Origin of the sequence: Acinetobacter sp. RUH 2624 (assembly GCF_000162375.2) — a bacterium.
Classification (GTDB): Bacteria; Pseudomonadota; Gammaproteobacteria; order Pseudomonadales; family Moraxellaceae; genus Acinetobacter; species Acinetobacter nosocomialis.
The window spans coordinates 2,525,533-2,549,310 of sequence record NZ_KI391939.1 but is presented as its reverse complement, the minus strand read 5'-3'; the positions used below and the strand labels follow the sequence as shown (position 1 = coordinate 2,549,310).

The window sequence follows — 23,778 nt, the reverse complement described above, 5'->3', positions numbered from 1 at the left end:
TAAGCCCTGAAGCCTTTGAGAAGAAATATTTTAAGAATTTAGAGGGATTTGTTGTCCACGATACTGTCTAGGATCAATGCACGCTTATACGGTTGAGCCTTTATATGTTCCATGTGATCAGGAAATGATCGCAGCTGACTTTTATATTCCAAAAACAAATAATAAATCTGCGGTAATTATCATGGCACATGGTTTTGCTGGATTGCGTCAATTCAAGCTTATCCAATATGCACAGCGTTTTGCACAGGCAGGCTATGCTGTGATTTTATTTGATTATCGATATTGGGGTGGGAGTACAGGTAAGCCCCGAGAAATGATTTCTATCAATTCTCAATTAGAGGATTGGAAGACCATAATTCAATACGCCTCCACCTGTAAGCTTATCGATAATAGACGGATTGTATTGTGGGGAACATCTTTAAGTGGTGGATATGCTCTAAGTTTAGCTTCTGAATTAAAAAATATTCAGGCCATTATGGTACAAATTCCATATGTAGACGGTGCTGAAACAGCAAAACTATATCCATTACAGCGTTATCCCCAAGCTTTAAAATTGTCGAGCCAAGATTATATGGGCTCTAAGATGGGCCTTAATCCCAAGAGATTACCTGTTGTTGACCAATTTAAATTATGTTTTATGCCAACAGCAGATAGTTACTATGGATATTTGTCGATTGTGAATCCAGATTATTATTGGAGTGGCGAAGTCCCTGCGCGTGTTTTTTTTAATTTGATGCGTTACCGTCCAATTCAACTCGTCCGTCAGATTAATATCCCAGTTTTATTTATTGCTGCTCAGCATGATTCTTTAATTCCAATTGAGTCTAGTCGTGAAGCTGCGACCAATATTGCTCCTTTTGTGAGTTATCATGAGTGGGATATGAAACATTTTGATATCTATCACGGCGCATGGTTTGAAAAAGCAGTGACGACCCAATTAGAATTTTTACATCAACATATAGGAGTGATGTAAATGATTATTGTATGTGCATCGTGTGGTGCAAAAAATAGAGTTCCAGAGGAAAAACTTAGTGCGCAACCGAGTTGTGGCCAATGCCATCAGCCATTACTTCCGCTTGCACCGATTGAGTTAAATGAACAAAACTTTAGTAACTATATCACGAATAGTGATCTGCCTATTTTGATAGATTTATGGGCAGAATGGTGCGGACCTTGTAAAATGATGGCGCCACATTTTGCGCAAGTAGCAAAACAGAATCCACGTGTTATTTTTGCCAAGATTAATACTGAAGAATCTCCTCGCTTAAGCCAAGCATTTAATGTGAGAAGTATTCCTACCCTTGTATTAATGAATAAAACCACAGAAGTTGCTCGAATGAGCGGCGCATTACGTGCTCCTGAATTGCAGCAGTGGCTAGATCAACAACTTCAAACGAATTTCGGGAGCTAAGGTGTCAGAAGCTTATACCAAACCAGAAGGAATTTTATCCTTACAAACGATTGCCATGCCAGCAGATACAAACTGGAGCGGTGATGTATTTGGTGGGTGGATCGTGTCACAAATGGACTTGGCTGGAGCAATTCACGCTGAGCGTTTTAGTCGTGGACGTTGTGCCACGATTTCCATTAATCAGATGACCTTTTTGGTTCCGGTAAAAGTAGGCTTTGTGATTAGCTGCTATACCAAAATCTTAAAAGTAGGTAATACCTCTATTCAAATGCAAATTGAAGTTTGGGACAGTCATGATGATTCTCGTGCCCCAATTCGTATTACCGAAGGGGTGTTTACCTTTGTTGCTGTTGATGTAAAAGGTAATAAGCGACAAATTCCTGAAGAAGCGAAGCAGAAGTTTTTAGAAACTCAATAAAACATTTAAAGCCTGAATATCAGTATTCAGGCTTTAATTTTTTAATAAATAGTTTAATTTTTAAAACTAAAACATTGTATTAGAGTTTTTACTTTGTTCGGGAATGTTTTGTATAACATCCCAGTGCTCTACAATTTTTCCATTTTCTACACGGAAAATATCAACAATTGCTCTGCCTCTATCTTTGTCATTTTCCGTAGAGTGGACGTGTAAAACCACCAGATTACCTTCAGCGATTGCGCGCTTAATTTCATTTTTTGCTTGTGGATTTTTTTGGAATTTCTCAGTAAAGAAATTCACGAAAGGAGCCTTCCCATCAGGAACATTAGGATTGTGTTGGATATATTGATGACCAATATAACGGTCGGCATATTCTTTAACTTGATGTTTTAAAAACACACCTTCATAAAAGTCGACTACTATTTTTTTATTTTGAGCACTTATTTTATCGATTGACTCAGTTTTTGTTTGAACAATTTTATTGGTTTTATTTGTGGGTTCGGCAGCGTGAGTCGTCACAGCTGTAAATATAAAACTGGTAAATAACGAGGATAGGATCAGTATTTTTTTCATTGTGACCTCAAGATATAAAGTTATAGTTTTATATCTTGAGGTAAATATCAATCTAAAAATATTTTAGATTAGTTATCATTTCTTACGTTTAGGTAACCATGCCCACAGCATTTGACATTGAATCGGTTCATTACCCGCATCATCAATAACGGTAACCGGAATAACAAGTTCACCTTTCTCATGATCAGCAATATATTTTTGCTGTTCTGCAGAGAGAGTCGCTGTTGCTGTCAAACCACCTTCAACAACTTTTAAATAATCAACATGTAATGATTTGATTAATAAAATGCGGTTATCAGGAATATGTAAACCCGTTAAAAAACCTGTTGCAGTCTCTGCTAAAAGTGCCATTGCTGCCGCATGTACACCTTTAATATGATTCTGCATGTTTTTCTGGTTCTCTAAGCGAACAGTTACATGGTTTACATCTACTTCTAGATAGCGAATATTTGCTGTACCCACCATTGGCACAATACGGCCAAATGCCTTGCTCCAAAGCGTACTTCGAACACCTTTAGGAAATTTTGAAGTTGCTTTTACCAGTTTTAATAGTCGATTGGATTGAGACATGGGATTACCTTAACTTTGAATGTCGCTGAAAGATATTAATCTTTAAAGTTATTAAACTGTAATGGCACACCGAATTGTTGTTCACGTAAAAAAGTCATGACTTGTTGCAAAGTGTCACGCTTTTTATCAGTTACACGGATTTTGTCGCCCTGAATAGAAGATTGCACTTTAATGCCGCTTTCTTTAATGGCTTTATTAATTTTTTTTGCTGTATCAGAGTCAAGACCATCTTTAAGCTTAATGACTTGTACAAAATTTTTACCTGACGCAGCAGCTTTTTGTGGATCAAGTGCCTGCACATCAATCTTACGTTTATAAAAATGATTTTCTAACATGTTATAAACTTGTTCACACTGGAAATCACTTTCTGTGCTGATTTTAATCTCTTTATTTTTTTCATTTAATTCGATAGAAACATCGTGACCACGGAAGTCAAAGCGTGTTGCAATCTCTTTTTGTGTGTTTTGAACCGCATGATTAACTTCAAATAACTCTAATTCAGAAACAATATCGAAAGAAGGCATAGTTTAGACCTTTACAAAGTGAAAGAATATTTGAGATGCTAAGAGGGTTTTCTTCATTTGCCAAGTGTTGTTTACATCAAAGGAGTGCACAATGATCCGTAAACAAGAAATTACAACATTTGAGTTCCCAGAAAACGCTGTTATCTGGGATGTCCGTGATTCAAGTGCTTATGCAGAAGGGCATGTTAAAGGTGCGGTAAGTCGCCCGATTAATGATTTAAATGCTGATATTTTGAACCAGGTCGCTGCGGATCAGCCGATTTATATTTTATGTGGTGGTGGTAGCAAAGCTCCTCGTGCAGCTGAGAAACTAGAAGACTTAGATGCCTCGCGTGAATATGTCGTGCTGATGGGGGGGACGCGTGCAGCTCGTGATGCAGGTTTACCTCTAGAGCAGGGCGCATAAAAAAAGCACCTTCGGGTGCTTTTTTATTGGAACAAAATTTTCTCAAGTACACTATTGAGATTGGAAATAAGGTTTCTTAGGTTTAACTTTCTTTTGAAAGCGCTCGGCACTTAATTTCTTTAATAGGCTTTTTGGAACAGGACAAGCTTCACCTAAAATTTGGGCCACTAAAACTTCACTACAAAGCGGCGCAAATAAAAAACCTTTTGAACCTAGACCTGCAAAGGTAGAAATATGGCTTTCACTCTGCATTTTGCCTACAAGTGGGAAATAATCTGGACTTTGAGCACGCACAGCTGCCCGACCTTGCCATTGTTCTACAGGTGGTAATTGTTTTGCATAAGTAGGGAAGACACTGTGGATTAATTCAAAGTTATGCACATGATCGTCAAGCTGTACTTCTTGATCTTCTCGGTTCGGATAGAAAGATGCTCCTAAAATGAGTTGAGAAGAGTTAAGCTGCATGCAGTAGCCACCATAGCTATACGCTTCATGCAAAGGTAGAGGTCCAAAAGAATTATCAACCCAGCTCACTTGTCCACGTATTGGCTTTAAAGGGGGATAGTTCTCAAATAAAGCGGCACTTTCTCGGGCACAGCACACCACAACATGATCTGCCTCTGCAATGATTTCGTCATTCGTTTTTAATTGAACTTTATTTTCAAAAGAAACAAGTGCTGTGATATTGGCAATTTTTAACTCAATACCTGAATGCTGCAAAATTTCATCACGTAACTGGTGTGGAGAAACTGCTCCGGCCTCACTTAATACAATGTGTGGATAGTCCGATTCAAGTGAGCTTGTTTGATGTGTAACAATATCAGCAGGATATTGATCAGCAAGATCGAGAAGATCTTGGGCATTTTTTAATGCCATTTGCTGTATTTGAATTGGGCGAAATGCTTGAAAGTTTTTATAGAAATTCAACGCATGTTGCCAGCTTAAAGTCATTAGATGTTCATGACTTTGTTCAATTGGGCATAATTTAGGATTGAGCAGTGCTAAAGGGTTGCCAGAAGCCCCTGCTAAAGGCGCTGTACGCTCGAATAGGGTAACTTGATGCCCACGTTCGGCAAATGCCCAAGCTGTGCTTAAACCAGCAATCCCTGCGCCAATCACGGCGATATGCTGCTGTGTAAAATTGAAAGTATGGTTATCTGGTTCTAGTGCAGTGTCTTCACTTAAAGGTGCTTCCCAAACTGCTTTAAGCATTTCACGTTTATGACCGAAACCGCGAGGACGTGAAATATCAATGCCATGAGCTTTTAGTCCACGTTTGAGAATACCAGCTACACTAAACGAGGCAAAGGTAGTGCCATAGTCAGAAAGACGTACAATATTGTTTAAAACGTTTTGTTCCCACATATCTGGATTACACGAAGGTGCAAATCCATCTAGGAACCAAGCATTCACTGCTTTCGTTTTTACCATACTTGGAAAAATATCTTGCGCATCTCCTAGCCATAGATCGATGCTAAAACGTTCTTCTGGAAAATTTAAACGATGGCAACCTGCGATAGGCAAGGGATATTGTTCAATAAGTTGTTTCGCAAGTGGCTTAAGTTCATCCCATACATCGAGTGCGCGGATGAGATCTGCTTTACTTAAAGGAAATTTTTCTACGCTAATTGCATGTAAATGGCTGTGGTTATTGGGACGGACCTGCTGCCAAAGCTGCCAGAGTGCAAGAATATTTAAACCGGTACCAAACCCGGTTTCTCCTACACTAAAATATTCAAAGTCTTGTAAATTAGCTAATCGTTCTGATAGGTCATTGCCATTTAAAAATACATGTCTTGTTTCGAGCAGACCATTATCTTTAGAAAAATAGACATCACCAAATTGTTTGGAAATGGGAACCTCAATACCATCAATAGATTCCCAATCCAGCTCAGCAGTTTGTATACGGTTTGATTTGTTCATTCGGTTTAATAAGTCGCTCAGAATTACCACTGACGACGACGTTTGGTGTAAACATAACTAGCGATAAAGAAACCAAGTAGTACGCCGCCTGCTAGTGTTACTGCGCCATATAAGAACATTTGAGCACTACGTTCACTTTGTAAAACTTGTACCTGAACAGACAAGTTATCGTTCTTTAGCTGTAACTCTTGGTTTTGTGCAAGTGCTTCAAGATTTGCATGTTCTAGCTGTTTAAGACGAGATGCCTGATCTTGAACTAAAGCTTTGATTTTTGCATCTTGCTGTTGCTTATTTTTTGCGATTTGTTCTGCGGTAAGTGGCTGTGATGTAGTTGCCGCCGTTGTAGCGGTCGGTTTGGCTACAGTTGCAGAAGTAGGCGCTGGTTTAGGCGCCTGAGTTGAAGGCACAGTAGACGGTGTTGCTGGCGTCGCAGCAGGTTCAACTGCTCCGGCAGTTGAACATATCAAACACAAGCCAAGAAAGCTTTTGGTTGCAAACTGCATGCGTTTACCCTTTTGGAAATGCTTTATTAAACGGTTTGACATCAATATGGCTATAAATGCCTTCTTTCAAAAATGGTTCTTCTTTTAACCATTCATCTAAAGCTTCACGGCTATCAAACTCTACAATCATAGTACTACCGTAAAAACCAGCCTGTGGATCATTCGGATCTTTTGGCATAGCTCCAGCGGCAACAAGACGACCTTCATCATCAAGTTTTTGTAAACGTTCGATATGTTGAGGGCGTACTGCTAAACGTTTCTCTAGAGTTCCTTCGTTATCGGTACAGCTTAGAACAAAAAAAGGCATGTCATCGTATCTCTATAATCAAACCGAAATCACATTAAGCATCTGTTGACTTAAAATGTTTGCGTAAAATAATGAACTGAATAATGATAAATGAAAACATGACGATCATGTCACCAAATGCCGTAAATTCACCCCAATATTTTCCGCCATGAAATAAAAACGCGAAGAAGATATGTAAACCGGACATGACGACAAACATAGCTGCCCAAGCGAAATTTAAATTTTTCCAACCTTTTTCACTTAGCTCTAAAATTGGATCGAATAAACGTTTAATGAGAGGTTTACGTTCCTTACCAAACCAAGGTGAAACTAAGAAAGCACCAGCAAATACTAAGTTCAAAATTGCAGCTTTTAAACGAATATAAAAATCATCGCTTAACATGAGTGTAATGCCACCAAAAATAACTGTCATAAACAGTACAATCCACTGCTGTTTATCTAGGCGGAATTTTTGAATGATGAACAAAGCACCATACACGATAAGCATTGAAATAATTAAGCCTGTTGTAGCGACCAGAATATTATTGTTATTTACACCGCCAGCGGAACCGATCAATTTTAGCAACGGGTGATGAGCATTCGCAGGATCAACGGTTTTATATAAATAGAAGAAAATAATTAATGGAACAAAGTCCAGAAGTGCTTTCATGTTAGAGTATCTGATCAGGTTTGGTGAATGGCATAGTATAAAAGATGCAAGGCATAGATTTACATACACATAGCAATATTTCTGATGGAACTTTGTCTCCGGAATTGCTGGTGCAAGCTGCTGTGGATGTGAAGTTGCATACCTTGGCGCTTACTGATCACGATACAATGGATGGCTTGCAGCGTGCAAAGAAAGCAGCACAAGCCCATGATTTAAAAATTATTTCTGGTGTCGAGATCTCAAGCCAATGGTCTAGACCAAGCACAAAAAAAAGCTATGGCGTGCATATTGTGGCTTTAAACATGCAAGATGAAGCACCAATTTTGGAAGCATTAGAACAACAAAAAAGAATTAGAGCACAAAGAGCAGAAGTTATTTGTGAACTATTAAAAAAGTGTATTGGCTTTGATATTTATCAGGATGTGCTTGATAAAGTTGAAAATCAACCAGACCGTATTACCAGAACACACATTGCCAAAACCTTAGTTGAAAAGAATGTAGTGAGTCGTCCTCAACAAGCTTTTGACCGTTTTTTAAAAGAAGGTAAGCGTGCTTTTGTAAAGTTTGAAGGCTTGGGCTTAAAAGAAACGATAGAGGTTATTCATAATAGTAAAGGCTTGGCAGTTTTAGCTCATCCAACTCGTTATGATTTATCTGCAACTAATACACGCTATTTGATTGAGTTATTTGCGAGTTGTGGTGGCGACGCCGTAGAGTTGCCGCCACCTGTAGATCCTTTATCTACTCGCCAAATGATTGATCGTATGATTGATCAGCATCATCTGGCGGTTTCAATTGGCAGTGATTTTCATGGTGAAAATATGCCATGGATTAAATTAGGTAATACGCCTAAGCCAAAAAGTGATCAGTTGGGTATTTGGGAACGTTTTCTCTAATAATGTCCTAGAGTAAGTTGTTATCTTGAGCTTGAATTGGAGGAGGTGTTGGTTTACCCAGCGTTCCTAAAAGTTCAATTTCGATACTCCGGACCATTGCATCTAATGGTAAATCATTACTTTGAGTACCAAAAGGTTCTTCAATTTCAGAGCTTAGAGCATCTAGACCTAAGAAGGTATATGCCAAAATTCCAACCAGTAAAGGGGTTGCTAAGCCAAGCAAAGAACCTAAGCTAAATGGCAACATAAAACAGAAAAAGTAAACAGTGCGGTTGAGCAAGACTGAATAAGCAAAAGGAATAGGAGTATTTGCAATACGGTCACAGCCAGTCTGTACAACACTTAAATCTGCAACATTTTTATTCATTTGAGCATAAATAATATCTGAGATTTCACCTTCTTTAAGCGCTTGTAATAACTCCCATTGAATAAGACTGAGCGTATATTGCGGCGCATTATTTTGTTGGTATAGCTGAGTCAATGCTTGTTGACTCATACCACTGGTTTGTATTAACTCGGTTGGGTTGGCCGTTTGGCGGCGTAAACGGTCACGTAACACATTTGCAAACACAATAACGTGATGAATGACTCGTTCACGACGGGCTTGAGTTAAAATACGACAGTCGCGGTCAAAGTGACGTGAAGTCGCAATGAGTACACCCCATAGTTTCCGTGCTTCCCACCACCGGTCATAACACGCCGTATTTTTAAAGCCTAAAAAAATAGAAAGTACAACGCCAATTAAGGTGAAGCCAACTAAAGGAATTTCTGGAAAACGGTAGAGATTAATATATTCAACCCCACCAATGATTGCCGAAATCAGCATTACCACCCCTAAAGAGGGCAAAATTTTTGGTAATATCGTCCCTCGCCAAGAGAATAAAACTTTAAAAATACTGGGCTGTTCACGAACAATCATTTTATTTTAAACGTCGCTATTTTTGTTTTTGATATTCTAAGCTTAGTGATGCTTTGTCAATATCATTGAACGGCTATTGAAGTAGGGTTGAGCAGTTGTTGTTCAGCAAATGAAAAGCTACCTTCTGGCGAGATAATAAAATGGTCCAGTAGACGAATTTCTAAAAGCTGACAGGCCTGTTCAAGTTGCTTTGTGAGTTTAATATCTTCGCGAGAGGGCTGTGCGGAACCAAAAGTATGGTTATGTGCGATTACCAATTGGCAAGCATGCTGTTGTAAAGCATAACGTAAGGTTTGATTCACTGAAACGGCGCAGTGTTGAACTGAACCAAAAAATAACTTTTTAAAATGTATTTTTCTCAACTCGGCATCTAAGCAAAGTACCGCAAAGACTTCCTGTTTTTCACCTTTTAACTCATAACGCAGATAATCTAGAACTAAATGAGATGAATGAAGGCTTAGTTCAGTTTGACTAAAATGATAGTCGAGATAACGCCGTCCAAGTTCTTTTACGGCCAATAATTGGGAATACTTCGTAGCTCCAATACCATTAAATTGAGCTAATTCATTGAAAGAAGCATCGAAAACAGCATTGAGGCTTCCGAATTGTTGAATCAGTAAGCGGGCGAGTTCAACAGCCGAATGTTGACGTGAACCTGAGCGAAGAAAGATCGCGAGTAATTCAGAGTCAGAGAGACTTTGAGGGCCTTGTTGTAATAACCGTTCTCTTGGCCGTTCTTGTTCTGGCCAATTTTTAATAGAAGTATTCATATTCCCCAGCAATATTCTGCTTAAAAATTTATTTTGTTTGCCCAATCAATCTTGGGTCTGCGCGTATTTAATGCTATTGTGAGCGCCACTGCAACAGAAAGGTATCCTGTTCGTGAGCTTTGATTTAAGTGTTATTCCTCATAAAAACATTGTTTTAGCTGTTACAGGTGGGATTGCTGCCTATAAGAGTGCCATTTTGGTCCGTCGTCTTAAAGATTATGGTTTTGACGTTCGGGTTGTGATGACACACGGAGCTCAAGCATTTATTACCCCTCTAACGTTTCAGGCTCTTTCTGGAAATCCTGTACATACCGAGCTTTTAGACCCAGAAGCTGAAGCTGGAATGGGCCATATTGAATTGGCTCGTTGGGCTGATTTGTTACTGGTTGCTCCGGCAAGCTGTGACACGCTGGCTAAGTTTGCTAATGGTTTGGCAGATGACTTACTGAGTACTTTATTTTTAGCAACTAAAGCACCTGTGTGGGTTGCACCAGCAATGAACCAGCAAATGTGGGCTGCAAAAGCAACCCAGCGTAATTTGCAAACTCTGGTTGAAGATGGCGTACATGTGATTATGCCAGATTCAGGTGAACAGGCTTGTGGAGATGTTGGTTTAGGTCGTATGCCAGAACCGGAAGAAATTGCAAGGCAAGTGGCGGGTTATTTCCATCAAGCCCAACGTGCGATTGCTGAAAAATTTGGTTTGTTGGCTGGTAAGCGAGTTGTGATTACTGCTGGACCAACACGTGAAGCGATTGATCCTGTTCGTTATATTTCAAACCATAGTACTGGAAAAATGGGCTTTGCTTTAGCGGCTGCATGTTATGCGGCGGGCGCAAAAGTGACTTTAATTGCTGGTCCTGTAAGTTTAGATACGCCAAATGGTGTTCAACGTGTAAATGTTGCATCTGCACGACAAATGTTAGATGTCAGCATGAGTTCACTTGAGACCGGATGTGACATTTTCATTGCTACAGCGGCAGTAGCTGATTATCGCGTTGCTGAAGTGGCTGAGCACAAGATTAAGAAAGCAGGGGATGAGCTGAATGTTTCCCTTGTAAAAAATCCGGATATTGTGGCAACTATTGCCGCTCAGGAAAAACGTCCATTTATGGTGGGTTTTGCTGCCGAAACGCAAAATGTTGAAGAATATGCAGCGGGTAAACTGGTTGCTAAAAAACTAGATATGATTGCGTGTAACGATGTTTCTCGTGCTGATATTGGTTTTGCTTCGGATGAAAATGCGATGACTGTTTTCTTTGCCCAAAGCTACCATATGAAAAAGCGTGAGTTAGAAAAAGCATCGAAGCAAGAAATTTCTCAACAATTGGTTGAAGCAATTTCGGATGCATTACGCCGTAAATAATTTTTGCACCAAATAAAAAAAACCGCGAATAAATCGCGGTTTTTTTAATAGTCTTATTTAGACAATCAAGGAATTTCATCTTCAAATTCAGGTTTAACCTGAACGATAAAGTCCTGACGGTTAAGACCACGCCACAATGCAAATGCTGTACCGATATAAATCGAAGAATAAGTACCGACAAAGACACCTACAAACATTGCAACAGAGAACCAGTGTAAGCCATCACCGCCTAAGAACATCATTGCAAGTACTACAAGCAATAATGTCATTGAGGTATGAATAGTACGACGTAAAGTCTCAGTTAAGGCAATATCCACGATTTCACGTGGAGTCGCGCCGCGAATTTTACGGAAGTTTTCACGTATACGGTCTGATACCACGATGTTATCGTTAAGCGAGAAACCAATCACCGCGAGTACAGCAGCTAAAACTGTAAGGTCAAATGGCCATTGGAATAATGCAAAAGCACCAATAATGATGATGATGTCATGGAATAAAGACATTACAGCACCCATCGCGAGTTTAAACTCAAAGCGAATGGTCACGTAGATCAACATTAAGATAAGTGCAAGAGCAACCGCTCCAGCTGAACGAACATAAAGCTCATTACCCACTTGACCGCCTACAGAGTCCACTTTATGAACTTCGGCAGCGTTATTTGGTAATTGCACAGCTTTGGTGATCGCGTTATTAAGATCTTCAACCTTAACTTCTTGTACCGGCATACGCACGAGTAAGTCTTTATTACTACCTAGCGTTTGTACTACGGCATCTTTAAAACCAGCTTTGTCGAGAGCCTGAATAACTTCAGACTGATTTGCTGGTTGCGCATAGTTAAGTTCGGCAGAAACACCGCCTGTAAAGTCCAAACCTAAGTTAAGACCTTTAGTCGCGATAAAGAAAATACTCGCTAAAGTAATAAGGATCGAGAAGATTGCTGCTGGTTTAGCAATCTTCATAAACGGGATGATTTTTGCATCATCCGGACGACCATATTGTTTTGAAGGCTGTTGAGTCACTTTAGTCATCATAGATCTCCTTAAATGCTCAACTTTTTCAAATTACGGCGTTTGCCATAAATGATTTGTACAATTGCGCGTGTTACTGTAATTGCAGTAAACATCGAACATACGATACCAATCATTAATGTTACGGCGAAACCTTTAATCGGACCTGTACCAATTGCAAACAGAATGAATGCAACGAGGAACGTAGTTAAGTTCGAGTCAAAGATCGTGTTATAGGCTCGATCATAACCTGCCACAATGGCCTGTTTGGGTGAGGCACCCCAGAGCATTTCTTCTCGAATACGCTCACATATCAGTACGTTGGCATCGACTGCCATACCAATAGTAATAACGATACCAGCAATACCCGGTAAGGTGAGTGAAGCCCCTATCCAAGACATAACGGTTAAAATCATTGCCAAGTTAAATACAAGTGCAAAGTTCGCAATCAAGCCGAATACGCGGAAGAACACGACCATCCAGATTGCAACGAGCAAGAAACCGATTTGAGTTGAGAGTACACCTTTATCAATGTTTTCTTGACCAAGGCTTGGCCCCACCACACGTTCTTCAACGAAGTACATTGGCGCAGCTAAAGCACCAGCGCGTAGCATCAATGCAAGTTCAGATGCTTCTTGAGGTGAACTTAAACCGGTAATACGGAAAGTTGAACCTAAAACAGCTTGAACTGTTGCAGCATTAATGACGACAGATTCGGTATATGGTGTACGAACTTCTGTTTGAGCACCAGTTTTTGGATCTGTAACGTAACTAATCTTTTGCTTGTTTTCGATGAACAATACCGCCATGCGTTTACCAACAGCATTACGGGTTGCATCTGACATGAGCTTACCACCAGCACTGTCGAGCGTAATATTTACTTCGGCACCGCCAGAGTCTTGGCTAAAGCCAGAACTTGCATTTTGAACACGTTCACCAGTCAAGATACGGTTACGTTGCAACAGAAGTTGACGACCGCTATCTAAAGATTGATAAGCGAAAACTTCTGTACCCGGAGGTAAAGGTTGACCGTTATATTTACCCGTATATGGGTCAATATATTGATCATTTAAGTCAGATACCAAACGGAATTCGAGGTTAGCAGTACGTCCTAAAACGCGTTTAGCTTCTGCTGTATCTTGAACACCCGGTAATTCAACGACAATACGGTTGCTACCCTGACTTTGTACTAATGCTTCTGCAACACCAAGTTCGTTAATACGGTTACGTAGTGTTGTTAAGTTCTGATTGACTGCATATGCCTGAATTTCTTGACGACGTACATCAGTATAAGTGAGTTTTAAGGTCGAACCTGTCGCGCTCGCTAATGCCTGTTGGGTATATTCATTACCATTACGGCGTAAAAAATCCATTGCTGCATCACGATCAGCATTGTCAGCAAATTGAACAGTGATCACATTATTATTTAACGCAAGGTTGTTAAATTTAATTTTGTTTTCACGGAACTGACGACGCAAATCAGTTGCAGAGGTTTCCATACGTTGGGAAATGGCTTTGTCCATATCTACTTCTAGCAAGAAGTGAACACCACCACGTAAGTCCAAACCAAGTTTCATTGGTTTAGCCCCAATTTTTTGCAACCATTCTGGTGTAGTTGGTGCAAGGTTTAGGGCAACAACGTATTGATCACCTAAGTCACGGCGTAATACTTCTTTTGCTTTTAACTGCGCTTCAGAAGAGCTGACACGCAAGAGAGCAGCATTATTTGTAAAAGTATTATCGTGGCTTGCAATATTTGCTGTTTTTAAAATTTGCTCTGCTTTTTGCACCACACTTTGATCAATTTGGGTACCAGCTTTGGCACCGGAAATTTGAACTGCGGGCTCATCCGGATATAGACTAGGCAGTGCGTATAATGTACTGACTACCAGAACAACCAGAATCAGTAAATATTTCCATGCAGGGTAACGCATTCGCTTTCTTCTTAAATGAAAAAGCCGTGCTAAAGCACGACTGTTTTATGATTAAAGGTTATTTAGAGTGCCTTCAGGTAATACAGAAATTACGCTGGCACGCTGAATTTTTACTTCTACACCACGGTTAAGTTCAACAACCGCATAGTCACCTTCAAGTTTGGTTACTTTGCCCATTAAACCGCCAGCAAAAACAACTTCGCTACCTACACCTAAGCTTTCGATTAAAGAACGGTGTTCTTTTGCGCGTTTTGCTTGAGGGCGCCAGATTAAGAAATAGAAGATTGCAACGAATACAACAATCATCAAAATGTTTGGCAAAAGACCAGGGCTTTGGGCTGCTGCTGGAGCTGCATGTGCAGTAGAAATGAACAAGCTCATTTTAATTTCCTAAAGTTAAAAAATATGAGTCAGATATCTGACATAATCCTAATTCGTTTTGCAATTTACCTTGTCTTGAGGTTGAGCGCAAATCTCACTTATTCATCGACAGGGCAAGGTGGAACTTCTAATCCACGGCGGGCATAAAAGTCCTGAACAAATTCATCAAAAGTGCCATTATCTAATGCGTCACGCATACCTTCAGTTAAACGTTGGTAATAACGTAAGTTATGAATAGTACCGAGCATAGACGCCAACATCTCTCCACATTTTTCAAGGTGGAACAGATAAGCACGGGTAAAGTTCTTACATGTGTAGCAATCGCAGTGTGGGTCAAGTGGTCCTTGGTCATGGCGATATTTACTATTACGAATACGTACCAGACCATCAGTGACAAAATAATGACCATTACGTGCATTACGTGTTGGCATTACGCAGTCAAACATATCGACACCACGGCGCACCGCTTCAACGATATCTTCAGGTTTACCTACGCCCATTAAGTAGCGTGGCTTGTCATGTGGCATTTTGTTTGGAAGATAATCTAAAACTTTGATCATCTCTTCTTTTGGTTCGCCTACAGATAAACCGCCAATTGCATAACCATCGAAACCAACTTCAAGAAGGCCATTTAAAGACTCATCACGTAAGTCTTCATACATACCGCCCTGAATAATGCCGAATAAGGCATTTTTATTTTTAAGCTCATCGTGGTGATGCGTTTTACAACGTTTTGCCCAGCGCAAAGAAAGCTGTAATGATTTTTGTGCTTCTTCATGTGTTGCAGGGTACGGTGTACATTCATCAAAAATCATGACGATGTCAGAGTTCAATACATGCTGAATTTCCATTGAAATTTCAGGCGATAAAAACACTTTTGAACCATCGATCGGGGAACGGAAAGTAACACCTTCTTCCTTAATTTTACGCATAGCGCCAAGACTAAATACTTGGAAGCCGCCAGAGTCAGTTAAAATTGGCTTATTCCATTTAATAAAGTCATGTAATCCGCCGTGTTGCTTGATTACTTCAAGGCCCGGACGCAAATATAAATGGAAAGTATTACCTAAAATAATTTGTGCCTGAATATCTTCGATATCACGCGGCAACATACCTTTGACTGTACCGTAAGTCCCCACTGGCATAAAAACAGGTGTTTCAACAACACCATGTTCTAAAGTTAAACGACCACGACGGGCACGACCCGACTGACCTAATTTTTCAAACTTCATCTAAAAATCCTGAACAATAGCAAGCAATGCCGCAGGGCAGTGCAAGGGCGAAAAAACAGTTCGCTGCTAAATAGGGGCTGTAATATGAGGAGTTTTTAAACAGGAAGACCAATTTAAAAACACAAATAGCCCTAAAAATAAGAGGGCTATTTTCCTTGATTCTGCGACGTAGTTCTACTACTAAATGTAGCTGGCTATAAAATAGGTCAATTTCCCGATTGAATGGCCACTTTTTTATTAAGACTAAAAGTTAGGTTTGTAGTCAAAATTGTCTGTAGCCAAATTATCGCGAAAAGGACGAATTGCTTTTTTAGATAAAGTCATCGTATTAATCAGATTATTTGGAAATACTTCAATCTGGTTGTTAAATACTTCGACATTGCGGTTAAAAATGCTGATTGCAGCGCCAACATTTTCGTTTTGTTCCTGAATATCATCCATCATTTTACTATAGAGTGTATCTGCTTTTAATTCAGGATAGTTTTCAACTATAACATTTAGGCTGCGGATCAGCTCTTTGCTCATTTTTTCAATCTGCTGTAATTGAGCAATATCAGTATGATCGACATTTAAACTGAGAATTTGCTGACGTAAGGCAGTCACTTTTTCTAGAGTCGACTTCTCGAACTGAGTATATTGATTGAGAGTAGTTTCTAATGCTTCAAGTGTTTTTACTTTTTGGCGTTCGAAATTTGCAACCTCAGCCCAAGCGCGTTTGGTCGCGTTAAAATAACGCACAATGCTGTTACGAATGTGAATGCCCCATGCAATCAGTACAACGAATATCCCCAAGAAAATGAATAAACCTTTCATTTTCACTCCTCTTATTTTTATTCTCTCATTGAACCTTTTAACTTCTTATTTTTTATAAGTTGCCAGTTGGGCACTACGAGAGATTTATTTAATTAAATTAAGCATTAATTGTTGAAATTTTTCATATTGCGGCATGGTCATGGTACGTAAATGTCCACGTAATGCTGGAATATCATGAATTTCACTACGTTTGCTGGTGGTTTGAAAAAGATCTTGCTCACCGAGATAACATAATATTTGCTCTTCATGATGATAAATTAAATCACCGGTAAAATGTTGAAAAAAATCATGAAGTTTTAAAGTTAAACTTGGACTAATTTCTTTAGCTAATTGATGTTGATCAGTACCGAAGATATTGAGCTTTTGGTTAATCAGAATATCAGTACTTTGCCATTCGCTTAAGTAGGGTGCAAAAAAGCGAGAACGTTGATTACTTACAGCAATACCTAAGGCTGGCATCTGAAAAATAAAAGCACCCCATAAGTCTTTATGAATCTCTTTTACTATTTTTTTATCGCTGTTTTGATCTTGAAGAATAGGTAAATTATTTACATAGTGGTATTTAAATAGCAGGACTTGATGATCTGTAATGCCATCATTCCATGTCACTGAAGCAAACTCTGTAATTTCATTCGCTTCATTGCCTCGATTAAACAATGGGAAATATTGCTTTAGTCTGCTTAAGACTAAAATGGGTTGGGCTTGAATAGGAAGATAAGCTGGTAAATGTTGAAACTGTAGGCCATAACGTAAAGCAGTCATACGCTTTTCTAAATAGTGAATGACTTCGGCTAGAGGTTTTTGCGGTTCATAGAGCAAATAGGCCAGAAAACCCGTTAAAAATGCCCATAACAGACTCCAAATATATTGAATATGAGGATGAAGAAAGTATCCAAATAATAAAGTCGTAATACTGCAAATACCTAACAAATGCGGTAATACATTAACAAAACGCAGGTTATGATCTTCACGCCATGGATGTAATGCATTTAAGAGTTCTTGATCTGTTTGTGACTTTTGTCCCGCATCCCAAAGTCGAGCAATATTACGAAAGACCTGTGTATTTTTTTTACGTCTTATATGAAGTGCTTGTTGTACGGTATCAATTGGCATGAAGGTAATGAGATGATTATCATAAAGTGCTAAACCTAGACTATCCTTTAAATTGAAAGAGATAAATAGAAATACCAAGACTATTTTTATTTTAATTATAGATACTGGGTTAGACCTCAAATTAACTAATAAGATTTAACCCAGCTTTAATTTTTAAACTTCTAATTTATCAATCAGCATTGCATCGCCATAACTAAAGAAGCGATAGCGGTCTTTAACTGCATGTTCGTAAGCAGCCAAAATATTGTCTCTATTTGACAATGCTGAAACTAACATGAGCAGGGTAGACTCAGGTAAATGGAAGTTGGTAATTAAACGATCTACGATACAGAACTCATAACCCGGATAAATAAAGATTTGCGTATCACCAGTCCATGCTGCGATTTTTCCGCCATGCGCTTGGGCTGCACTTTCTAATGCACGCGTTGCGGTTGTACCAACAGCAATTACTTTATTGCCACGTGCTTTAGTCGCTAAAATTAAATCAATGGTTTCTTGAGGAACATCACACCATTCACTGTGCATGACATGGTTGGTAATGTCATCAGTGCGTACAGGCATAAAAGTACCTGCACCGACGTGAAGAGTCACAAACGTTTTCTTAACCCCTTTTTGATCTAACTTTGCTAACAACTCTTCATCAAAGTGCAAGCTTGCAGTTGGTGCAGCCACACTGGCAATTTTTTCTGGGTTATGGAAGACCGTTTGATAGCGTTCAGTGTCAATTTCTTCTGCTTCACGGTTAAAGTAAGGCGGAATAGGTAACTGACCATATTGCTCAAGTACAGGTAAAATTGGCTGTGAAAACTCAACGACAAATAAGTTTTCGTGACGGCCTCGCACAATTACAGGAATATTGTCTGCACCGACAAAAAGCTCAGCTCCTGCTTTAGGCGAGTTACTCGATTTAATATGGCAATACGCTGTGGTGTGGTTCAGCATACGCTCAACCAGAATCTCAATAGCCCCACCTGTGGCACGTTTTCCTTTAAGACGAGCCTTCATGACCTTGGTATCGTTGAGTACCAACAAATCACCTTCTTCAAACAGATCGATAATATCTGTGAACATGTGATCGTGATATTGACCCTTTGCGTCTAAATGCAATAAACGTGAAGCACTACGTGATTCGAGAGGGTAACGGGCAATAAGTTCATCGGGTAATTCAAAGGAAAAGTCAGACAGTTGCATATTTAGGAAAAAACACCGCAAAAATTGGGCCTAGTATAAACTTTTTCGCTTTTTTATGGCTGTGCTTCTGCCCTAAATTATGAAAAATGTTTAAATGATCTAAAAGTGAACGATAATATTCACTTAGGGTTTGACAAGTTTTACAAACGCGCTAATATACGCAACACAAACATACTTCCTCTCCCGAGGTGGTGAAATTGGTAGACGCGGCGGACTCAAAATCCGCTGTCAGAGATGACGTGTCGGTTCGAGTCCGACCCTCGGGACCAAGATTCAGAATCTTATGATTCTAAGAAAACCCCTAAGCTAACGGCTTAGGGGTTTTTTGTTGGATAAAAAAGTTCATAGACTTCAAGAAATTGTGAACTACTTACTTTAGTTCTGACGGTTGGGTTTGAATCTTTTATACATTTATAACTTAAAGATTTTTTTAATTTAAGAAGACTTTATTTAAATATGAAATGCATTTATTAAAGCTAAAATTTAAGTCGAAGCTAAGCGGTAATACTTATAAGAAGATTTAAGATAATTTTTACCTTTTTGAATCTCTATTTCTTATTACTTACAACTCCTCACCTTCAAATAATTGTTGTATTTTTCTAAAGCATACCCACTTTATGTATCTGAAAACCTTTAATTGAAACTTCACATTTCTATTTCGAAAAGAAAGTTGCTCTTTTAATGTACTGTGTTAAAGTTTGTATTAGATCATAATGATTATAAGTACATTTCTCAAAGAGCGGTTCCGACTAACAACGACAAAATCTGTGAGGCGGGCATGACACAGCGATTAGAACTACATCAGGTCGAGCAATTAAGTGCTTGTAGAATATCACTATTACTTGGATTAAATGCCGAGCAGAACTATATTGAGCAATTTTTCCGGTTTAGTGTTCGCCTGTTGAAGTGTCAAAAAGCTTTGCTCACTTTTAATCAGGAACCTTATTTCTGGCATCATTGTCCTGAAGGCATGACTGCTATTTCATTTAAACCTTCAAGACACTTAAAACAATGTTTTGCTAAACAACAGGTGATTCATCACGATCATCCTTCTTATCAAAATTTAATCAACTATTTAAAAGAGCTAAATATTGAGTGTGGTCGTGCCTTAGCTGTCCATTTGGTGCAGCCTGACCAGACTTCTATGGGGTTTGCTGTTTTCTTTGATGACGGTGAAACCACTTTTGAAAATGATCAAATTCAGTTGTTGCTCGATTACTGTTCTAGTTTTATGCAACAAATCGAGTTGAAATTTAATTATGAAGAATTAAATGAACTCTATGAGCAACAAGTCGCCCTTAATTCGAGTAAAACAAAGTTCTTTTCTATTATTTCACATGATTTGCGGGCACCATTTCATGGTTTGTTAGGTTTCTCCGAAGTGTTGGCTAAAGAGCGTGAAACACTGGATGAATCGAGTATTCAAAATATTGCCGACTATTTATATGACACTTCTCAATCGACATATAACTTACTGGAAAGTTTGCTGACATGGGCGATGGCAGAGGGTGGGCGTTTTGTTTATCACCCTATTAATTTTAAACTTAGACAAGTGAGCAATATTGTCTGTGATGTGCTGCATACGTTGGCTTTAAAGAAAAATATTGAATTGGTAAATGCGGTTTCCGAAGATTTAAAAATCTATGCCGATATCAATATGATGACTTCGGTGATCCAAAACTTGGTCTCAAATGCATTGAAATTTACTGATGTTGATGGTTCTGGCAAAGTATTCATTGAGGCTAAGCAAGCGGGCACAAATGTCGAAATCACTGTACGTGATACAGGTCTTGGCATGACCGAACAACAAATGGCAAATTTATTTCACCCACGCATTACAGCCAGTTTTAAAGGTACTGCAGGGGAAAAAGGTGCGGGCTTAGGATTGAGTCTCTGTAAGCGTTTTATTGAGATTAATCAGGGCCAAATTAGTGTGAGTTCCAAAGAAGGTGTAGGAACAACATTTAAAGTTTTATTACCTTCAGCTCAAGAAAGTCATGAGACGCTTATTGAGCATCATGATTCATCTGAAGCAAAATTGGTTTAATCCCTTTTCCTATTACTACGTGAACTGCTATAACTAAAAAGAGAGTCTGAGGAAAAGAGCTTTTTTATATGAATGCGGAGCAGTTACAAAAAACATTGCGTGCCAGCCAATATGCTGAACAAGTTTTAGGGTTACATCAGGCTGTTTTAGAACAAGATTATCAAATAGATCAATTTGCTGCACCGCTCTCAATAGAACAAATTTACCAGCTTGTAGACACCACGCTCGAAGGCATTGCCGATGAAACAACTTGGATGCGTGCGCTTCGTGTATTACGCAGTCGTTTAATGTTTCGCTGGATTTGGCAAGATGCCAATCAGCTTACCGATGTTGTGACACTCACTCGTGAACTTTCAGACTTTGCCGATGCAAGTATTTGTGCAGCAAAGGCTTTTGCTCGTGTTGCACTTGTGGCTAAACACGGCGAACCATTAAGTTATTCAGGCAAAGTTCAAGATTTGATTGTGGTTGCCATGGGTAAGCTTGGGGCACAGGAATTAAATCTATCAAGTGATATTGACCTGATTTTTGCTTTTGATGAGCAAGGCGAAACCAATGGTCGTAAATGTATTGATGTACAGCAGTTCTGTATTTTGTGGGGACAAAAACTTATTTATTTACTCGAACATATCACCGCAGATGGTTTTGTGTTTCGAGTAGACATGCGCTTACGGCCTTGGGGGGATGGCTCGGCATTAGCGATTAGTCATGCAGCTTTAGAAAAATATTTAAGTCAGCATGGTCGTGAATGGGAACGTTATGCATGGATTAAGGCACGCGTTGTCACTGGGGGTAAAGAAGGGCAAGATTTATTAGAAATGACACGTCCTTTTGTATTCCGCCGTTATGTCGATTACACCGCTTTTGCTGCCATGCGTGATATGAAAGCGATGATTGAACGCGAAGTTTTACGTCGCCATATTGAGGATGATATTAAACTCGGGGCAGGCGGTATACGCGAAATTGAGTTTATTGTTCAGGTTTTTCAGCTGATTTACGGTGGCTCTAAACGTGAGTTACAAGACCGCCAGTGTTTGGTCAGTCTAAAGCATATTGGTGAGGCAGGCTTGTTGGAAAAACAGGCCGTATTAGAGCTTGAAGATGCTTACCTGTTTTTACGCCGTGTTGAACATGCAATTCAGGCTCTTAACGATCAGCAAACGCAATTATTACCCGAAGAAGCAGATTTACGACAACGCATTATAGATACCTTGGGTTTTACGAGTTGGAATGAATTTATTGATGTTCTTAACGAGAAACGCCAAAAAGTAAAAGTTCAATTTAAACAGCTGATTGAAGATACTAGCTCTAATGCTGCAACTGAGAACTTTGGACAGTTAGAGCAGCAGTTAGATGAAGTGTTAGATGATAATGCGAAAAATCTGATTCATGAGTTTTGGCATGGTCATGCACTTAAAAAACTTCCTTCAAATGCCGTGCAGCGTTTAAAAACCTTTTGGCCTCATTTGATTGAAGCGATTTTGCAGTCCGAACAACCACAAACTGCACTGTTACGTTTAATGCCGCTGATTGAGTCAGTCATGCGCCGAACAGTGTATTTGGTCATGTTGATTGAAAGTAAGGGCGCATTACAGCGCCTAGTGAAAATGGCGACAGTAAGTCCGTGGATTTGTGAAGAGCTAACTCAGTATCCAGTACTATTGGATGAGTTCTTATCGATGGATTTTGAGTTACCAAAACGTAAGGACTTGGAAGATTCTTTACGTCAGCAATTGCTTCGTATCGAAATTGATCAAGTCGAAGATCAAATGCGGGTACTTCGCTTGTTTAAAAAGAGCAATGTGCTCACGGTCGCTGCAAGTGACGTCTTAGCTGAAAGCCCTCTTATGAAAGTATCTGATGCATTAACAGATATTGCTGAAGTTAGTGTTAATGCAACTCTCCATTTAGCTTATCAGACCGTAGCAAAACGTCATGGTTACCCAAAAGATGTCGAGGGAAAACGTTGCTCTCTTGACTATAAAGCCTTTGCTGTCATTGGTTATGGCAAAGTAGGTGGCATTGAGCTGGGCTATGGTTCTGACTTGGACCTTGTCTTTATTCATTATCTAGATGAACAAGCTGACACCGATGGAACTAAGGCTATTAGTGGGTTTGAGTTTGCCATGCGTGTCGCTCAAAAGTTTATGTCTTTAATGACCACTCAAACGCTTGATGGCCGCGTCTATGAAATTGATACACGCTTGAGACCTTCTGGTGAGGCTGGTTTATTAGTGACCAGTCTAAAAGCCTATGAACACTATCAGTTGAAAAGTGCATGGCTTTGGGAGCATCAGGCATTAGTTCGTGCCCGCTCTATTGCTGGTGATGAAACGCTTTGCCAAAAATTTGAAATATTTCGCCGCGAGATATTGACTCAATCTAGAGATGAGGCTTATGTTCGTGAAGAAGTGTTGAAAATGCGTCAGAAAATGAAAGACCACTTAGGTTCGTCTTCTGAACAAAAAAAACATGGTATTTTTCATTTAAAACAGGACGCAGGTGGTATCGTAGATATCGAATTTATGGCACAGTATGCTGTACTTGCATGGAGCGGGACGAAACCCGATCTCGCCCATTATTCTGATAATGTAAGAATATTAGAAGATGCTGCTAAAGCAGACTGCTTATCCAGTGAAGATGCCACAGCATTAATTCGAGCCTATCTTAGTGAACGTGCCGAAAGCCACCGCTTAGCCCTTGCGAATCAATCCATGCAAGTCAGCGCAGCGGACTGGCGTAGTACCCGTGAGGTCGTTTGCAATTTATGGCAAAGATTAATAGACCCAACCGCCTCGGTTGAGTTGGATAGTGAATGATTTTAT

The 23,778-nt window shown here is 39.5% G+C and carries 24 protein-coding genes and 1 tRNA gene; 9 read left to right on the top strand and 16 right to left on the bottom strand.

All coding sequences use genetic code 11. From position 1 onward, the window contains the following. Positions 1-76 precede the first annotated feature (76 nt). The 3 genes from HMPREF0014_RS18535 to HMPREF0014_RS18525 are packed head-to-tail and all read left to right on the top strand — an operon-like array spanning position 77 to position 1,829. Positions 77-973, top strand: a complete 897-nt coding sequence (locus HMPREF0014_RS18535) for an alpha/beta hydrolase (RefSeq protein ID WP_004711915.1) — start codon at positions 77-79, stop codon at positions 971-973. Next, positions 974-1,411 carry a thioredoxin TrxC gene (gene trxC, locus HMPREF0014_RS18530; RefSeq protein WP_002051446.1) on the top strand — a complete coding sequence of 146 codons (438 nt, stop codon included), beginning with the start codon at positions 974-976 and terminating at the stop codon, positions 1,409-1,411. A 1-nt stretch (position 1,412) separates the two neighbouring features. After that, positions 1,413-1,829 carry an acyl-CoA thioesterase gene (locus HMPREF0014_RS18525; RefSeq protein WP_002051216.1) on the top strand — a complete coding sequence of 139 codons (417 nt, stop codon included), beginning with the start codon at positions 1,413-1,415 and terminating at the stop codon, positions 1,827-1,829. A gap of 66 nt (positions 1,830-1,895) precedes the next feature. Here HMPREF0014_RS18525 and HMPREF0014_RS18520 read toward each other — a convergent pair whose 3' ends face one another. The 3 genes from HMPREF0014_RS18520 to HMPREF0014_RS18510 all read right to left on the bottom strand — a co-directional run bounded on the left by HMPREF0014_RS18520 (position 1,896) and on the right by HMPREF0014_RS18510 (position 3,496). Then, positions 1,896-2,402 carry an ester cyclase gene (locus HMPREF0014_RS18520; protein ID WP_002051498.1) on the bottom strand — a complete coding sequence of 169 codons (507 nt, stop codon included), beginning with the start codon at positions 2,400-2,402 and terminating at the stop codon, positions 1,896-1,898. A gap of 75 nt (positions 2,403-2,477) precedes the next feature. Beyond that, the gene (locus tag HMPREF0014_RS18515) at positions 2,478-2,972 is read right to left on the bottom strand and encodes a DUF4442 domain-containing protein (RefSeq protein ID WP_002051154.1); all 495 of its coding nucleotides are present in this window, start codon (positions 2,970-2,972) and stop codon (positions 2,478-2,480) included. A gap of 35 nt (positions 2,973-3,007) precedes the next feature. After that, the gene (locus HMPREF0014_RS18510) at positions 3,008-3,496 is read right to left on the bottom strand and encodes a YajQ family cyclic di-GMP-binding protein (RefSeq protein ID WP_006580288.1); all 489 of its coding nucleotides are present in this window, start codon (positions 3,494-3,496) and stop codon (positions 3,008-3,010) included. Between the two features lie 91 nt (positions 3,497-3,587). Between HMPREF0014_RS18510 and HMPREF0014_RS18505 the strand changes: the two genes are divergently transcribed. Further along, on the top strand, positions 3,588-3,902 hold the full coding sequence (locus HMPREF0014_RS18505; protein ID WP_002051246.1) for a rhodanese-like domain-containing protein: 315 nt from the start codon (positions 3,588-3,590) through the stop codon (positions 3,900-3,902). A 51-nt stretch (positions 3,903-3,953) separates the two neighbouring features. Here HMPREF0014_RS18505 and mnmC read toward each other — a convergent pair whose 3' ends face one another. Genes mnmC through HMPREF0014_RS18485 form a run of 4 tightly spaced genes read right to left on the bottom strand, consistent with a single transcriptional unit; the run spans position 3,954 to position 7,284 of the window. After that, positions 3,954-5,825, bottom strand: a complete 1,872-nt coding sequence (gene mnmC, locus HMPREF0014_RS18500; RefSeq protein ID WP_020992286.1) for an FAD-dependent 5-carboxymethylaminomethyl-2-thiouridine(34) oxidoreductase MnmC — start codon at positions 5,823-5,825, stop codon at positions 3,954-3,956. A 23-nt stretch (positions 5,826-5,848) separates the two neighbouring features. Next, a complete protein-coding gene (locus HMPREF0014_RS18495) occupies positions 5,849-6,328 on the bottom strand; it encodes a hypothetical protein (protein WP_020992285.1) in 480 nt (159 codons plus the stop codon). 4 nt (positions 6,329-6,332) lie between these two features. Further along, on the bottom strand, positions 6,333-6,635 hold the full coding sequence (locus HMPREF0014_RS18490; protein WP_002051453.1) for a YciI family protein: 303 nt from the start codon (positions 6,633-6,635) through the stop codon (positions 6,333-6,335). A gap of 34 nt (positions 6,636-6,669) precedes the next feature. Beyond that, complete coding sequence (locus tag HMPREF0014_RS18485; protein ID WP_002051143.1) at positions 6,670-7,284, bottom strand: septation protein IspZ; 615 nt, start codon at positions 7,282-7,284, stop codon at positions 6,670-6,672. A gap of 44 nt (positions 7,285-7,328) precedes the next feature. Between HMPREF0014_RS18485 and HMPREF0014_RS18480 the strand changes: the two genes are divergently transcribed. After that, a complete protein-coding gene (locus HMPREF0014_RS18480) occupies positions 7,329-8,180 on the top strand; it encodes a PHP domain-containing protein (RefSeq protein ID WP_002051475.1) in 852 nt (283 codons plus the stop codon). Between the two features lie 7 nt (positions 8,181-8,187). Here HMPREF0014_RS18480 and HMPREF0014_RS18475 read toward each other — a convergent pair whose 3' ends face one another. Continuing rightward, a complete protein-coding gene (locus HMPREF0014_RS18475) occupies positions 8,188-9,099 on the bottom strand; it encodes a bestrophin family protein (protein ID WP_004711921.1) in 912 nt (303 codons plus the stop codon). A gap of 62 nt (positions 9,100-9,161) precedes the next feature. Continuing rightward, a complete protein-coding gene (gene radC / locus HMPREF0014_RS18470; protein WP_082187630.1) occupies positions 9,162-9,881 on the bottom strand; it encodes a DNA repair protein RadC in 720 nt (239 codons plus the stop codon). Positions 9,882-9,981: 100 nt separating this feature from the next. On the opposite strand from radC, the gene coaBC reads away from it, so the two are divergent. After that, positions 9,982-11,235 carry a bifunctional phosphopantothenoylcysteine decarboxylase/phosphopantothenate--cysteine ligase CoaBC gene (coaBC, locus tag HMPREF0014_RS18465; RefSeq protein ID WP_004711924.1) on the top strand — a complete coding sequence of 418 codons (1,254 nt, stop codon included), beginning with the start codon at positions 9,982-9,984 and terminating at the stop codon, positions 11,233-11,235. A gap of 65 nt (positions 11,236-11,300) precedes the next feature. Here coaBC and secF read toward each other — a convergent pair whose 3' ends face one another. The 7 genes from secF to queA form a co-directional block, all read right to left on the bottom strand. Next, positions 11,301-12,266: a protein translocase subunit SecF gene (gene secF / locus HMPREF0014_RS18460; RefSeq protein ID WP_006580293.1), complete on the bottom strand. Its 966-nt coding sequence runs from the start codon at positions 12,264-12,266 to the stop codon at positions 11,301-11,303. 8 nt (positions 12,267-12,274) lie between these two features. Next, positions 12,275-14,176 (bottom strand): protein translocase subunit SecD, encoded by a 1,902-nt coding sequence (gene secD / locus HMPREF0014_RS18455; protein WP_004711928.1) that lies wholly within the window; start codon positions 14,174-14,176, stop codon positions 12,275-12,277. A 51-nt stretch (positions 14,177-14,227) separates the two neighbouring features. Next, positions 14,228-14,557: a preprotein translocase subunit YajC gene (gene yajC, locus HMPREF0014_RS18450; protein ID WP_000051669.1), complete on the bottom strand. Its 330-nt coding sequence runs from the start codon at positions 14,555-14,557 to the stop codon at positions 14,228-14,230. 98 nt (positions 14,558-14,655) lie between these two features. Then, positions 14,656-15,789: a tRNA guanosine(34) transglycosylase Tgt gene (gene tgt / locus HMPREF0014_RS18445; RefSeq protein ID WP_000667232.1), complete on the bottom strand. Its 1,134-nt coding sequence runs from the start codon at positions 15,787-15,789 to the stop codon at positions 14,656-14,658. 243 nt (positions 15,790-16,032) lie between these two features. Continuing rightward, positions 16,033-16,602, bottom strand: a complete 570-nt coding sequence (locus HMPREF0014_RS18440; protein WP_004711932.1) for a LemA family protein — start codon at positions 16,600-16,602, stop codon at positions 16,033-16,035. Positions 16,603-16,686: 84 nt separating this feature from the next. After that, complete coding sequence (locus HMPREF0014_RS18435) at positions 16,687-17,715, bottom strand: hypothetical protein (protein WP_004711934.1); 1,029 nt, start codon at positions 17,713-17,715, stop codon at positions 16,687-16,689. Between the two features lie 153 nt (positions 17,716-17,868). Further along, positions 17,869-18,906, bottom strand: a complete 1,038-nt coding sequence (queA, locus tag HMPREF0014_RS18430) for a tRNA preQ1(34) S-adenosylmethionine ribosyltransferase-isomerase QueA (protein ID WP_004711935.1) — start codon at positions 18,904-18,906, stop codon at positions 17,869-17,871. 182 nt (positions 18,907-19,088) lie between these two features. On the opposite strand from queA, the gene HMPREF0014_RS18425 reads away from it, so the two are divergent. The 3 genes from HMPREF0014_RS18425 to glnE all read left to right on the top strand — a co-directional run bounded on the left by HMPREF0014_RS18425 (position 19,089) and on the right by glnE (position 23,772). Beyond that, positions 19,089-19,175: transfer RNA gene (locus HMPREF0014_RS18425), tRNA-Leu, on the top strand. A gap of 509 nt (positions 19,176-19,684) precedes the next feature. Next, complete coding sequence (locus HMPREF0014_RS18420; protein ID WP_002051341.1) at positions 19,685-20,953, top strand: HAMP domain-containing sensor histidine kinase; 1,269 nt, start codon at positions 19,685-19,687, stop codon at positions 20,951-20,953. A 68-nt stretch (positions 20,954-21,021) separates the two neighbouring features. Beyond that, positions 21,022-23,772 (top strand): bifunctional [glutamate--ammonia ligase]-adenylyl-L-tyrosine phosphorylase/[glutamate--ammonia-ligase] adenylyltransferase, encoded by a 2,751-nt coding sequence (glnE, locus tag HMPREF0014_RS18415; protein WP_020992284.1) that lies wholly within the window; start codon positions 21,022-21,024, stop codon positions 23,770-23,772. The last annotated feature ends 6 nt before the right edge of the window (positions 23,773-23,778 follow it).

Excerpts from the sequence above, each read along its gene's own strand:
- HMPREF0014_RS18480 (WP_002051475.1), top strand. The coding sequence starts at position 7,329 with ATGCAAGGCATAGATTTACATACACATAGCAATATTTCTGATGGAACT.
- HMPREF0014_RS18510 (WP_006580288.1), bottom strand. The coding sequence starts at position 3,496 with ATGCCTTCTTTCGATATTGTTTCTGAATTAGAGTTATTTGAAGTTAAT.
- HMPREF0014_RS18535 (WP_004711915.1), top strand. The coding sequence starts at position 77 with ATGCACGCTTATACGGTTGAGCCTTTATATGTTCCATGTGATCAGGAA.
- secD (WP_004711928.1), bottom strand. The coding sequence starts at position 14,176 with ATGCGTTACCCTGCATGGAAATATTTACTGATTCTGGTTGTTCTGGTA.
- queA (WP_004711935.1), bottom strand. The coding sequence starts at position 18,906 with ATGCAACTGTCTGACTTTTCCTTTGAATTACCCGATGAACTTATTGCC.
- trxC (WP_002051446.1), top strand. The coding sequence starts at position 974 with ATGATTATTGTATGTGCATCGTGTGGTGCAAAAAATAGAGTTCCAGAG.
- tgt (WP_000667232.1), bottom strand. The coding sequence starts at position 15,789 with ATGAAGTTTGAAAAATTAGGTCAGTCGGGTCGTGCCCGTCGTGGTCGT.
- HMPREF0014_RS18475 (WP_004711921.1), bottom strand. The coding sequence starts at position 9,099 with ATGATTGTTCGTGAACAGCCCAGTATTTTTAAAGTTTTATTCTCTTGG.
- secF (WP_006580293.1), bottom strand. The coding sequence starts at position 12,266 with ATGATGACTAAAGTGACTCAACAGCCTTCAAAACAATATGGTCGTCCG.
- mnmC (WP_020992286.1), bottom strand. The coding sequence starts at position 5,825 with ATGAACAAATCAAACCGTATACAAACTGCTGAGCTGGATTGGGAATCT.
- glnE (WP_020992284.1), top strand. The coding sequence starts at position 21,022 with ATGAATGCGGAGCAGTTACAAAAAACATTGCGTGCCAGCCAATATGCT.
- HMPREF0014_RS18440 (WP_004711932.1), bottom strand. The coding sequence starts at position 16,602 with ATGAAAGGTTTATTCATTTTCTTGGGGATATTCGTTGTACTGATTGCA.
- HMPREF0014_RS18435 (WP_004711934.1), bottom strand. The coding sequence starts at position 17,715 with ATGCCAATTGATACCGTACAACAAGCACTTCATATAAGACGTAAAAAA.
- HMPREF0014_RS18505 (WP_002051246.1), top strand. The coding sequence starts at position 3,588 with ATGATCCGTAAACAAGAAATTACAACATTTGAGTTCCCAGAAAACGCT.
- HMPREF0014_RS18420 (WP_002051341.1), top strand. The coding sequence starts at position 19,685 with ATGACACAGCGATTAGAACTACATCAGGTCGAGCAATTAAGTGCTTGT.
- HMPREF0014_RS18490 (WP_002051453.1), bottom strand. The coding sequence starts at position 6,635 with ATGCCTTTTTTTGTTCTAAGCTGTACCGATAACGAAGGAACTCTAGAG.
- yajC (WP_000051669.1), bottom strand. The coding sequence starts at position 14,557 with ATGAGCTTGTTCATTTCTACTGCACATGCAGCTCCAGCAGCAGCCCAA.
- HMPREF0014_RS18520 (WP_002051498.1), bottom strand. The coding sequence starts at position 2,402 with ATGAAAAAAATACTGATCCTATCCTCGTTATTTACCAGTTTTATATTT.
- HMPREF0014_RS18495 (WP_020992285.1), bottom strand. The coding sequence starts at position 6,328 with ATGCAGTTTGCAACCAAAAGCTTTCTTGGCTTGTGTTTGATATGTTCA.
- HMPREF0014_RS18485 (WP_002051143.1), bottom strand. The coding sequence starts at position 7,284 with ATGAAAGCACTTCTGGACTTTGTTCCATTAATTATTTTCTTCTATTTA.
- HMPREF0014_RS18515 (WP_002051154.1), bottom strand. The coding sequence starts at position 2,972 with ATGTCTCAATCCAATCGACTATTAAAACTGGTAAAAGCAACTTCAAAA.